This is a genomic window from Halpernia humi (genome assembly GCF_900108025.1).
In the GTDB taxonomy this organism is placed as follows: Bacteria; Bacteroidota; Bacteroidia; order Flavobacteriales; family Weeksellaceae; genus Halpernia; species Halpernia humi.
The window spans coordinates 133,915-146,327 of the sequence record NZ_FNUS01000005.1; the positions used below are offsets into that span (position 1 = coordinate 133,915).

A 12,413-nucleotide genomic window follows, 5' to 3' on the forward strand; every position below is an offset into this window, starting at 1 on the left:
TTCTTATTCTATCCGATGTTTTCGATAGTTATTTTCCGATACAGAACTTTGAAAAAATATTCCCCAAAACTTCATCATTGGTAAATTCGCCAGAAATCTCTCCGAGGTTTTCTAAAGCATTGCGCAATTCGTAGGCGAGAAGTTCGGTGGAAATTTTTGCTGAAATCGCTTCTTTCACGGCATCTATGGCGAGAAGAGAATTTTTTAGGGCTTCATAATGCCGCTGGTTGGTTACCACAACATTAGATTCTGATTCTCTTAAATCTTCAATATAACTTGCCAATTCGGTTTTGATGCTTTCCACACTTTCTGGGTCTTTTGCAGAAATTCCTAAAATCGTGTTTGTCACATCTGGAAATAATTCGGTTTTTATTTTGGTGTCAAAATCATTCTCAAAATAACCGCCTTTAAGGTCGATTTTATTGTGTAGTAAAATGATTTTCAAATCTTTACGCTGAAATTCTTTTATAAAACTAATGACTTCCCGCGGCGTAGAATCAAATTCATCATAAAGATAAAGCAGAATTTTTGCGGAAGCAATTTTCTCCTTCGCTTTTTGCACGCCGATTTTTTCAATTTCGTCCGTCGTTTCTCGCAATCCTGCGGTATCAATGAATCTGAATGCGTTTCCTTTAATGTGCAACACTTCCTCTATCGTATCGCGCGTCGTTCCTGCAATAGAACTTACAATGGCGCGTTCTTCTTTTAATAACGCATTCAAAAGTGTAGATTTCCCGGCGTTTGGCTTCCCGATAATCGCTACTTCTACTCCATTTTTGACAGCATTTCCATATTTGAAACTTTCAATGAGTGAATTAAGTTTATTTTCTATTTTAATTAATAAATTACTCAAAGCCGTTCTATCAGCAAACTCCACGTCTTCTTCGGCAAAATCCAATTCCAATTCTACGAAAGACACAAAATTTAAAAGTTCAGTTCGCAATAAAGAAATTTCTTTAGTAATGCCGCCTTTTAATTGATTTAAAGCCAATTTTCGCGAAGCCTCATTTTCGGAAGCAATTAAATCTGCAATAGATTCGGCTTGGGATAAATCTATTCTGCCGTTCATAAAAGCGCGCATCGTAAACTCACCTGCTTTCGCCAATCTTGCTCCATTTTTCACCAAAACTTCCAATATTTTTTTCGCAATATGTGGCGAACCGTGGAAGGAAATTTCCACCACATTTTCTGCCGTAAAAGTCTTCGGCGCCAGAAACACGGAAACCATTACTTCGTCGATCAGTTCTTGGTTGTCGGTTGTCGGTTGCTGGTTGCCGGATTCAGAAACTTGCTTCTCGTTTCCCGTTTCAGGTCTAATATCTAATATCTCAGTTCTATTTTCCACCACAAATCCATAATGAACCGAGTGCGATTTCGCGGTTAATAAATTACTTCCCTTAAAACATTTCTGCGCAATTTCCACCGCATCTTTCCCGGAAAGCCGGATGATTCCGAGCGCGCCCATTCCGTTTGCCGTCGCCAAAGCACAAATTGTATCCTGATTTAAATTGCCGTTCATGCTGCAAAATTACGGAAATAATCCTGTTTTTTTTAGGAGCAAGACGGTTTCGCTTTTTCCAAAGATGAGTCCCGCTGTCCACTCTATCCCGCCGCGGCGGGGATGCCGTTTCCATCGGGGCTAGGTTGACGGGGATTTTTTCTTTTGGAGGTTTTAAAATATTTTTAATTTAAATTATTCATTTTGTATATTTGGTAATAACTTAAATAGAATATAATGCCCAAAATACTCATTACCGGAAATGGATTTGACTTAAATTTCAATTTACCAACATCATATTCTGATTTAATGGCAGTTTTAAGTTTCATCGAAAAAAATATCATTTTCAATTTCGAATCTATTTATTCTAACTCTGCGAATTTTAATAACATAGAAAAATATTTTGACAATAAAATAAATTTTGATATCGATGGAATCAATTCTTTAAAAGATGATCTCAAACAAAATCTATGGTTTCAATTTTTTAAAAATGAATTATCTATCGAAACTTGGATTAACTTTGAAAATAAAATCAACTATGTTATAAATTCACTACTTTCTTCAATATCAATTATCAACGAAAAATTTTTCTCCCAAAAACCTGTAGGTTTAAATCTACAATTTTACAAACCAAGTACACTTAATAACAATATTGAAATTATAAATATTTTATCATTTTTTAAAATAATTTTAAAAAGTGCTGATAATTATAATTGGACTTTTAATAAGGAATATCTTATAAAAAAATATAACTATTTCATCTCATTAGACACTCAAAAAATCGTAAATTTTCTAAACCAACAATTAATTGAATTTAAAAACATTTTCAACAATTATTTTTCATTATTCATAATACCTCTGTATGATAATAATGAGATAAAATTTGACAAAAAAATTCTAAGAGCTATTAATTATTATTTTACATTTAATTATACTCCAACATTTGAAAAATTTTTTCCTTCAAATATAAAATCAAATTATTTGCATGGACGAATTAATTCTGCGAAAAATTCCATTGTTTTAGGTATAAATGATGTTCCAAATAACATTGATAATAAAATTTATTTTCTTCCATTCACAAAATATTATCAAAAATTAAATAATAGTACAGACTATTTTTTTTTAGACGAAATAAAAGATTTAAATAAAAATTCATCCACAACCAATTATGAATTTTATTTTTGGGGTCATTCTTTAGATCGCTCAGATGAAGACTACATCAATGAAATCTTTGATTTTACTAAAATCAATTCAAATATGAAAAAAATAATTGTAATTTACCACGATGATGTTTCCAGATCAAAATTACTTTTAAATTTACTTGATATTAGAGGTAAAAGAGATATACTAAGCAAAATGCGGAAAAAAGAATTAATTTTTCATAAGGCAAATTCAATTGAATTAATCGATGCTTTAAACAAAGATATTCATGTAAAAATTTATTCAACTCCTACAATTCATTAATACAAAAAATGCAAGCCATCCACATCACAAAATCCGGCGGGCCGGAAGTTTTACAATTACAGGAAACCCCAAAACCAAAACCCGAAAAAAACCAGGTCTTAATTAAAGTAAAAGCCGCAGGTGTCAATCGCAGCGATGTGATCACGCGCCAAAACACCAATACTTACGGCAAAAATTCACCCGAAACTTTAATTCCCGGCTTAGAAGTTTCCGGCGAAATAACAGAACTCGGCGAGAATGTAACAGATTAAAAGTTCGGCGATAAAGTTTGTGCTTTAATTCCCGGCGGCGGTTACGCGGAATTTGTCGCGGTAGAAAGTTCGCATTGTCTTCCCATTCCTGAAGGCATAAGTTTAGAAGACGCCGCCGCAATTCCCGAAACTGTTTTCACCGTTTGGTTTGATGTCTTTCATTTGGGGAAACTTCAAGCGGGAGAAAAATTATTAATTCACGGCGGCACAAGCGGCATCGGAACCATGGGTTTGCAGATGGCAAAAGCGTGGGGTTGCGAAACCTACTCCACGGCGGGAACAGATGAAAAGGTGGATTTCCTCAAAAATTTGGGCGTTGATCACGTCATCAATTACAAAAAAGAAAACTTCGAGGAGGTTTGGAAAGATGAGAAAATTGATGTGATTTTAGATATGGTCGGCGGAGATTACACCCAAAAAAATCTGGAAATCCTCAATAAAAAAGGCAGATTGGCGTACATTAATGGCATGAAAAGTTCTAACGTTAATATAAATTTGCGAACGATCATGGCAAAAAATTTACTTTTAACAGGTAGTTTTCTAAAGCCACAAACGGACGACATAAAAACACAAATTGCAGAAGACATCGCCAAAAACATCTGGCCAATGTTTGAATCAAAGAAAATAAAACCAATTATTTACAAAACCTTTCCGCTCGCAGATGCCGCAGAAGCGCATAAATTAATGGAAAGCAGCGAACATATCGGTAAGATTTTATTGACAATGGATTGATTTTATTTTTTACTGGTTAAGATTCCTCACTCTACTTTTTTGCACTTTGATTGACAAACTTTGGGAAAAAACCCATCATAAATTCAAGAAATTTTACAATTAAAATCTGATTTTTAGATGAGTTTCTAATCTTGATTTTCAAAATTTTTTATTAACGCTTCCGTCCCTTAAATGGAAACTCCACTATAAATAATTGCAAGTTCATAAAATGAAATATTCAAAATTTTATGCTAAAATAATTTAATATTATATTAAAAAGCAAAATTAAATAAAGAATAATCAATTTATGGCAATAAAATTGTAACCAATTAGCCGAATAAAAATTATTCGTAATTATATTTAATTTAATCATCAAGAAAATTATTATGAAAAATTCAATTTTAACCTTGCTTGCAATAGCATCTCTAACGGCTTGCAAAAAAAAAGAAACCACTACGGTTGACAATACAATGGACAGCACCAAAATGGCTTCACCAAAGGATTCTACAATGATGACAACAGATTCTACTGCGATGAAAGAAGCAACAACAATGTTAAGTGAACAAGATAAAACCTTTGCAGATGCAGCCGCAAAAGGTGGCATGATGGAAGTGATACTCGGAAATATTGCTGCAACAAACGGTTCTAACCAAAAAGTTAAAGATTTTGGAATCATGATGGTTGACGACCACACTAAAGCAAATAATGAATTAAAAACCTGGGCAATGACTGCCAATTATAAATTACCAACCAATTTGGATGCGGATCAACAAAAAACTGTTGATAACCTAAAAATGAAAATGGGCGCTGATTTTGATAAGGCTTATATCAATTTAATGGTGCCAGATCATAAAGCTGTAATTGAAGCCTTCAAAAAAGAATCTATGGCCGGAACGGGCGACCTAAAAGCATTTGCGACGAAAACAATACCAACTTTAGAAACACATTTAAAGAAAGCGGAAGATGCGATGAAAATGATAAAATAAATTTTCATGGTTTTTAGCAATTACAAAATCCTGCCGAAAAGCGGGATTTTTTATGTTTTTTTTAAGATTTACAAACTCAAAATCACTCCATTCTCCTTTAATTTTTCCAAAGGTTTTGAAAACCAAAACAATTCAAAATTATCAAAATTTTCTTCAAACTTATTTTTTAATTGATTTAAAGTGATTGATTTTGAATTTTTGATGGAATGTTCTTCTAATATTTTCATTAACCAAATTGCCTTTTCAGTTTCTAGATCAATTTTTAAATGATTGGTTTTAAGATGAAAAGTAAGGCTTGTCATTTCCTGAGAATTTCCTTTTTTTGTTTTAATAAAATTTTCAAAAAAAGCGATTTCAATTAAAAAAATAAGTTTAGAATTTCCTTTAAATAAAAATTGCTCTTCCTCTAAAAGGCAATCGTGGATGTAGTTTGGATCAATTGTAGTTTTCGGAATTTTAAAATCAAACCAATTTTTTAGTGGCAAATCAAAATTGATTCCGTGCATATAATTGTAAAGCGATTTTTTTAAACCAAAGGCAAATTTGCTGTGATTGATGCCCGTTTCGTCTGTAAAATCAATATCATTATTGGCAAATTTTATGTCTTGAAGAATCGGCGTTACACCAAATTTTTCAGGATTTTTACCAACTGGCGAATGCGCCGTCATCGCAAATTGATGCCAAAAACCACTTTGCAAAACGCCCATTTCAAATAATTGGCGCACCATTTCTAAAGAATCTACCGTTTCTTGAACGGTTTGCGTGGGATAACCGTACATCAAATACGCATGAACCATTATTCCTGCTTCGGTGAAATTGCGCGTCACTTGTGCAACTTGCGACACTGAAACGCCTTTGTCTATTAATTTTAAAAGTCGATCACTCGCCACTTCTAAACCGCCAGAAACTGCGACGCAACCGGAAATTTTTAATAAAAAACACAAATCTCGACTAAAACTTTTTTCAAACCGAATATTCGTCCACCAAGTAAAGACTAAATTTCGGCGAATAATTTCTAGCGCCACTTCTCGCATCAAAGCCGGTGGCGCGGCTTCATCTACAAAATGAAAACCAGATTCGCCAGTTTGCGCCATTAATTCTTGCATCCTATCTACCAAAATTTTTGCAGAAATGGGTTCGTAAATTTTAATATAATCTAAAGAAATATCGCAAAAAGTACATTTTCCCCAATAGCAACCGTGCGCCATGGTGAGTTTATTCCAACGGCCATCGCTCCATAAACTGTGCATTGGATTTGCAATTTCTATGACGGAAATATATTGGTTTAAAAGCAAATCTGAATAATCTGGGGTGCCGACAAATGCTTGTTTGTAATCTGGTTTTGAGGCATTGTTTTTATATGCAACTTTTCCGTTTTCTAATAGAAATGTTCTTTTGAATTCTACCACCACCCCGTCAAAATTCTTTGAATTTTGCCACCCCTCCAAAGGAGGGGAATTTAGCACGGCATTACATATTAATTCTAGTGGCAATTCGCCATCATCTAAAGTGATAAAATCAAAAAAGTCAAAAACGCGTGCATCTTTCAAATCCCGCAATTCTGTATTTGGAAAACCGCCGCCCATCGCGGTTTTAATGAAAGGAGAATTTTCTTTAATAAATTTTGCTGCACGAAAAGCCGCATATAAATTCCCTGGAAATGGAACGGAAAAACAGACCAATTTTGGCTGAATGGTTTCAATTTTTTCTTTTAAAATATTTAAAGAAATTTCATCGACAAAAGATTTTTCAGTGTTTAATTTTAAATAAAGTTCATCGAAGGAATTGGCGCTTTGTCCGATTTTTTCGGCATATCTGCTGAAACCGAAATCGGCATCAATATTTTCAATAATAAAATCTGAAATATCTTCTAAATATAAGGTGGCGAGATGTTTCGCTTTGTCTTGCAAACCCATCATTCCGAAGGCATATTCTACATCATCTAACTGATTAAAACGTGAGGCTTCTGGCAAAAAATTCATGCTGCAAATCTGCCGTGCTAAAGTTGGATTTTGATTTTGCAGAAAAAGCACGACTTGATTGATGGTTTTGATATACTCTTCTTTTAAAGCAAAAATCCGTTGAGAATTTTCGGAAGAATTTTTAATATTTTCAATTTCGGCGAAAATTTTCTTTAAACCATTTTCAGAAAATAATTCTAAAATCACTTCCAATCCCAAATCCATCTGGAAAGATGAAATATTTTTGGTGTTCAAAAAACCTTTGATGTAAGCCGTTGCAGGATACGGCGTGTTGAGTTGCGTGAAAGGCGGGGTGATGAGAAGTAGGTCTTGCAAAAGAATTTTTTTTAAAGTTTATTTAATTAAATCTAATTCTAACAAATTATTATCTTTTTTAAAACCTTCTTTCATACTTTTTTCTTGATCAATCAGGGCTTTTTTTATATCTAAAACTTTTCCATTTTTGTCTGTCATTTCAACTTTTACACCGCTTTGATTCATCATTTGACGAATTCCAGCAACGGGATCTGCGCGATATCTTTGATAAATTTTTTTGAATATATCTTGTTTTATGAGAATAGATTTCAAATAACCTGTTTCTTCGCTATTACTTTTCCATTCTTCAGCATCAGAAAGATTTTTCACGGCTTTTAATTCAAATATATGGGTTTGGTTCTGGTCTGCGATTTTAACAATTAAACCAGGTAAGCCAGAAAATTTATAAGGTCCATCTTGAAATGGAAATGAATTGGCAAACCAAGCCGTCCATGTTCTGCCATACATTTTCGTAGTTGCTTTTTGAACTTCCCATTCACCGATTTTTTCTTTATCGGGGGAGATTTTCCAGTTTATTTTTCGGTCATCTTCTATTTTGTATGTATCCGTTCCTAGGGTTTGAAACAAATAAGTAGTAAAATCTGGGTACATTTTCTCCACCACATCCTTTACTTTTCCTAATTTAATTCCAGAAAAATCTGTTGGACGAGAATTCTGCGCACTTTTTGCACTAAAAATTGAATCAGCAATTTGCTGTGCACGACTGTAAAATTTGGAACCTTTTTTAGAAATATCCAAATTATTCATAATTTCAGTTTCTACCTTAGATAAATTTGTAGAATCTGGTATAAATTTATATTCATACATGAACCGCTGGTTTTGTGCGGATATTGTGATACTTATAAAAAAGCAAAACAAAAAAAAATTTTTCATAATTAAATTTAAGTAAATTTAAAACAGAAATCTACAAATCCCCGCCATGACTTTCCAATTGTCCTTCCCATTTAGAAACGGCAGAAGTTGCAAGTGCATTTCCTAAAACATTAGTCATACTTCTTCCCATATCGCAAAAATGATCGATTGGCAAAATTAAAGCGATGCCTTCTGGTGGAATACCAAACATGGTGCAAGTTGCGACGATAATTACCAAACTTGCGCGCGGAACTCCCGCAATTCCTTTTGAAGTGAGCATCAAAACTAAAAGCATGGTAATTTGTTGACCAAGAGTCATATCAATTCCGTAAATCTGGGCAATAAAAATAGAAGCAAAAGTCATATACATCATACTTCCATCTAGATTAAAAGAATATCCGAGCGGTAAAATGAAACTTACAATTCTATTATTACACCCAAAACGTTCCAATTCTTCCACCAATTTTGGGAAAACGGCTTCTGAACTTGTGGTGGAAAAGGCAATTAACAAAGGTTCTTTAATTCTGCGAAGTAAATCAAATAAACGATTTCCTAAAATCATATAACCAACTATACATAAAACCAACCATAAAATACCGAGTGCAAAGAAGAAATCTCGCAAATAAATGGCATAAACTTTAAAAATTTCAAAACCATTTGTGGCAACAACCGCAGCGATAGCACCCAACACACCAAGCGGCGCAAACCACATAATGTAACCTACCATTTTCAAAATCGCGTGTGCACAAATATCTAAGGCTTTAACTATTGGCTTAGCATATTCTTCGCCCATATTTGCTAAAGCAATCCCAAACATTACTGAGAAAACAACAATTTGAAGGACTTCATTGGTGGCAAAAGCTTCAAACAAACTTTTAGGAATAATGTGATGTACAAAATCTTCCATGGAAAATCCTTTGCTGGATTTTACCAATTCTTGAGCGCCAGAAACGTCTTGCACCGCTAATTGGGTTACGTGTCCTGGTTCTAACCAATTCACTAAAATTAAACCAATAAAAAGTGATACCAACGATGCGGAAATAAACCAAAGCATTGCTTTTGTGCCTACTCTTCCAATCATTTTCACGTCACTCATCTTTGCAATCCCAACTACCAAAGTTGTGAAAACTAGAGGCGCAATAATCATCTGAACCAATCGGATAAAAATTGTTCCCAACAATTTGATATTTTTAGAAAAGCCTTCAGAACTTTCTGGATATTGCAAATGAACGATTCCGCCCATTATTACACCAATAATTAACGCTATGATTATTGCAAAAAATAATTTGTTTTGACCCTTCATATTGATTTTTTTTAATACAGTTTTCACAAAGATATTTTTTTTAATTAAATAAAAGCATTATTTTAACTCTTAAAATGGACTGATTTTGCATTATTTTAAGAAAATTTTATAATAAATTAATTTTTTTACCAGTTTTTTTAAATTAAATTTGAGAATAATTTTAAATAAATTCAACTATGAAAAAAATGATTGCTATGGCTGCTTTAGCCTTAACTGTTTCATTTGCAAGCACTTCTTGTAAGAAAAAAGTAAGTGATGCAGATTTACAAACACAAGCGACAACTGTGGTAACTTCTAACCCGAACGCCACTGTAGAGGTAAAAGATGGAACTGCACATTTGAGCGGAACTTTCGCTGACCAAGCTGCAAAAGACCAAATGGTAGCCTCTCTAAAAGCAATTCCTGGTATAAAAGATGTGATGGATATGTCCACAATTGCGCCCGCTGTAGAGGTTGCAACGGTAGATCCTGCCGTAATGCAAAAAGTAACAGATGCTTTAAAAGATTTCCCAAGTGTGAAAGCTGAAGTTGTAAACGGTGAATTAACACTTACAGGAAACGTTTCTTCGTCGCAAGCCATGAAAATTAAGCAATCTGTGGATGCTTTAAAGATTGGAAAATACAACAATAACCTAACAGTTAAATAATTAAAAATGAGCGAATTACAAGACAAATATGCAAGTGTAATTTCTGCGGCACAAACTGCAGGCGTTTCAGATTTGAAAGTGAATGAGCAAGACGGAATTCTTTACGTTTCTGGCACTACCACAAGCAGTTCTGCAAAAGATGCCGTTTGGTCTGCTTTGGGAGCGATAGATTCTACTTTTACGGCTTCAGACATAAATATTGACGTGCAAGTTGCTGGTTTGCAACCTGGTGCATCTCTAACTATTGCAACTGAAAGTTCTAATTTAAACATTAGACAAGAAGCCTCTACGGAAGCCGCCATCGTTGGAAAAGCCGCAAAAGGCGAAACAGTAACTTTAGTAGAGCAAACCTCTGATGATTGGTGGAAAATAAAAACTGCTGATGGCGAAGAGGGATACGCATACTCAAGATATCTAAAAGCCTAATTATTTTAATACTATTAAATAATGAAACTCCTGAATTTTTTCAGGAGTTTTTAGTTTTTAAGATAAAATAAAAAAATTACAAAATCTTCCCAAGTTCTTCGCAAAGCCAGTTTAGCATTTCTTTATCTTCATGAGTAAACGGATTAATGGTGTGAGAATCGATATCAATTTGGCCGATATTTTCACCATTTTTAAATATAGGAACTACAATTTCCGCTTTTGTATCGATGGAGCACGACAGATAATTATCTTGCTCGTGCACATCAGGAACTTCAAAAGTTTCATTTGAAACTGCGACTTGTCCGCAAATGCCTTTACCATAAGGAATGATAATATGGTCTGTAGCAGCGCCAACATAAGGCCCTAATTTCAGTTCGTTTTTATCACCATTTTTAAAATAAAATCCCGTCCAGTTAAAATGTGGTACTTCGCTATCTAATAACTGGCAAATTTTCTGCAATTTTTCATCAGTGCTTTGTTTTGGGCTTTCTATAATAGAAGATAACCTTTTTTTTAAATCAGACATTTTATTTTTTTTACTTAAATTCTTCGTAAGTTACTTCTTCTTTGTAGCCGAACATACTTCGCTCTTTTATCATTTCTGCAACACCTTCTGGCAATTTATCTTCCCATCCAGATTCATTATTTGCAATTTTCTTTAAAATTTCACGAGAATAAATTTCAGAATATGCAGGATTATAATTTTCAATATCTACAATTCTATTATTGATTTTAAAATATTTGTATAACTCTTTCAAGTTGGTATTGACTTTCAAATTGTTAGAATCTAATAATTCTCCCGTTGTTTGGTCTTTATATGGATAGAGATAAACACGCATATCTTTTCGGAAAAATTTACCAAAAGCCTCCAAAATTCCACCTGAAAGATTTTTATAATATTCCTCATCAAATACATCTAGAAGATTATTCACACCCATTGCAACGCCAATAAATTTATTGGTAAATGTGGCAAAATAATCTACCATTCTATAATATTCTGAGAAGTTTGAAATTAGAATATTGTAGCCCAATTTCGCTAAAATATCAACTCTATCTAAGAAATCACGTTCATCAATATCACCAAAAGCGCGGAGATTGGCAATCGTAATTTCGAATAAAACTTCGGTTTCTTCTTTAGCGCAGTTGGCATCTTTGGTAAATAATTCCAAACCGTTTTCAAACATATCAATATTCACCAGCGTTACTGGGCGAAAACTTCCACGAACGGCAAAAATATTTTTCTTGTAAAGTACATTTGCAGGCAACATATTATTACCTTCAGAATTAAAAATCACCGCTTCGGTCATCCCTAACTTCACCAATTGCAAACTCATCAAACGGTTTTCTACATAGCGAAATGTAGGGCCGCTGAAATCTATCATATCTATTTCTAATTTATCCAAAGCGATATCATCATACAAAGACTCTATCAATTTCCTAGGATTATCGGCATAGTGATAGGCGCCGTAGATAAGGTTTACGCCCAAATAGCCTAAAGTTTCTTGCTGCAATGTGGCATCATTTTCAACAAATTTCACGTGAAGCACAATTTCGTTGTATTCTTCTTTTTGGTGGCTCTGAAAACGAATCCCAACCCAACCGTGTCCTTTAGAAGTTTTATCAAAATTAATGGTCGTTACTGTATTGGCATAAGAAAAAAAGCGTTTGCCAGGATTGGTTTCTCTTTCTAAACGTTCTTCTATTAAAGATACTTCATAGCGCAACATTTTGCGCAAACGTGTTTGTGTAACGTATCTATTTTTAACCTCTTTGCCGTAGATAGCATCGCTAAAATCTTTATCGTACGCAGACATCGCTTTTGCGATTGTTTGTGAGGCTCCACCAGCACGAAAAAAATGACGTACTGTTTCTTGCCCAGCACCAATTTCTGCAAACGTACCGTAAATAGAGGAGTCTAAATTGATTACTAAAGCCTTCTGTTTCGGTGTTAATTTTTGCGTCATCACTTACGTTTAAA

General features: G+C 33.9%; 12 protein-coding genes. 6 read left to right on the top strand and 6 right to left on the bottom strand.

Annotated features, from left to right (window positions below; genetic code table 11):
• Nucleotides 1-28 precede the first annotated feature (28 nt).
• Nucleotides 29-1,519 carry a tRNA uridine-5-carboxymethylaminomethyl(34) synthesis GTPase MnmE gene (mnmE, locus tag C4S29_RS10680; protein ID WP_103914081.1) on the bottom strand — a complete coding sequence of 497 codons (1,491 nt, stop codon included), beginning with the start codon at nucleotides 1,517-1,519 and terminating at the stop codon, nucleotides 29-31.
• 216 nt (nucleotides 1,520-1,735) lie between these two features.
• Here mnmE and C4S29_RS10685 point away from each other — a divergent pair, with 216 nt between their 5' ends.
• The 4 genes from C4S29_RS10685 (at nucleotide 1,736) to C4S29_RS10695 (ending at nucleotide 4,910) form a co-directional block, all read left to right on the top strand.
• Nucleotides 1,736-2,962, top strand: a complete 1,227-nt coding sequence (locus C4S29_RS10685; RefSeq protein ID WP_103914082.1) for an AbiH family protein — start codon at nucleotides 1,736-1,738, stop codon at nucleotides 2,960-2,962.
• 8 nt (nucleotides 2,963-2,970) lie between these two features.
• Nucleotides 2,971-3,213 (top strand): alcohol dehydrogenase catalytic domain-containing protein, encoded by a 243-nt coding sequence (locus C4S29_RS14935; protein ID WP_233740538.1) that lies wholly within the window; start codon nucleotides 2,971-2,973, stop codon nucleotides 3,211-3,213.
• A gap of 27 nt (nucleotides 3,214-3,240) precedes the next feature.
• Complete coding sequence (locus C4S29_RS10690; protein WP_233740540.1) at nucleotides 3,241-3,945, top strand: NAD(P)H-quinone oxidoreductase; 705 nt, start codon at nucleotides 3,241-3,243, stop codon at nucleotides 3,943-3,945.
• A 365-nt stretch (nucleotides 3,946-4,310) separates the two neighbouring features.
• Nucleotides 4,311-4,910, top strand: a complete 600-nt coding sequence (locus C4S29_RS10695) for a DUF4142 domain-containing protein (protein WP_103914083.1) — start codon at nucleotides 4,311-4,313, stop codon at nucleotides 4,908-4,910.
• Between the two features lie 68 nt (nucleotides 4,911-4,978).
• Here the strand turns inward: C4S29_RS10695 and C4S29_RS10700 are convergent, their stop codons facing one another.
• From C4S29_RS10700 to C4S29_RS10710, 3 genes are read right to left on the bottom strand one after another with little or no spacing between them, the layout of a single operon-like run.
• Entirely contained in the window at nucleotides 4,979-7,207 is a 2,229-nt protein-coding gene (locus C4S29_RS10700; protein WP_103914084.1) for a B12-binding domain-containing radical SAM protein, read from the bottom strand.
• A gap of 18 nt (nucleotides 7,208-7,225) precedes the next feature.
• Nucleotides 7,226-8,080, bottom strand: a complete 855-nt coding sequence (locus C4S29_RS10705) for a GLPGLI family protein (protein ID WP_103914085.1) — start codon at nucleotides 8,078-8,080, stop codon at nucleotides 7,226-7,228.
• 31 nt (nucleotides 8,081-8,111) lie between these two features.
• Nucleotides 8,112-9,362, bottom strand: a complete 1,251-nt coding sequence (locus C4S29_RS10710) for a dicarboxylate/amino acid:cation symporter (protein WP_103914086.1) — start codon at nucleotides 9,360-9,362, stop codon at nucleotides 8,112-8,114.
• A 176-nt stretch (nucleotides 9,363-9,538) separates the two neighbouring features.
• On the opposite strand from C4S29_RS10710, the gene C4S29_RS10715 reads away from it, so the two are divergent.
• Nucleotides 9,539-10,009 (top strand): BON domain-containing protein, encoded by a 471-nt coding sequence (locus C4S29_RS10715; protein WP_103914087.1) that lies wholly within the window; start codon nucleotides 9,539-9,541, stop codon nucleotides 10,007-10,009.
• Nucleotides 10,010-10,015: 6 nt separating this feature from the next.
• On the top strand, nucleotides 10,016-10,435 hold the full coding sequence (locus tag C4S29_RS10720) for an SH3 domain-containing protein (RefSeq protein ID WP_103914088.1): 420 nt from the start codon (nucleotides 10,016-10,018) through the stop codon (nucleotides 10,433-10,435).
• A gap of 76 nt (nucleotides 10,436-10,511) precedes the next feature.
• Here C4S29_RS10720 and C4S29_RS10725 read toward each other — a convergent pair whose 3' ends face one another.
• On the bottom strand, nucleotides 10,512-10,961 hold the full coding sequence (locus tag C4S29_RS10725; RefSeq protein ID WP_103914089.1) for a GAF domain-containing protein: 450 nt from the start codon (nucleotides 10,959-10,961) through the stop codon (nucleotides 10,512-10,514).
• Between the two features lie 10 nt (nucleotides 10,962-10,971).
• Nucleotides 10,972-12,399: a nicotinate-nucleotide adenylyltransferase gene (locus tag C4S29_RS10730; protein ID WP_103914090.1), complete on the bottom strand. Its 1,428-nt coding sequence runs from the start codon at nucleotides 12,397-12,399 to the stop codon at nucleotides 10,972-10,974.
• Nucleotides 12,400-12,413 lie beyond the last annotated feature (14 nt).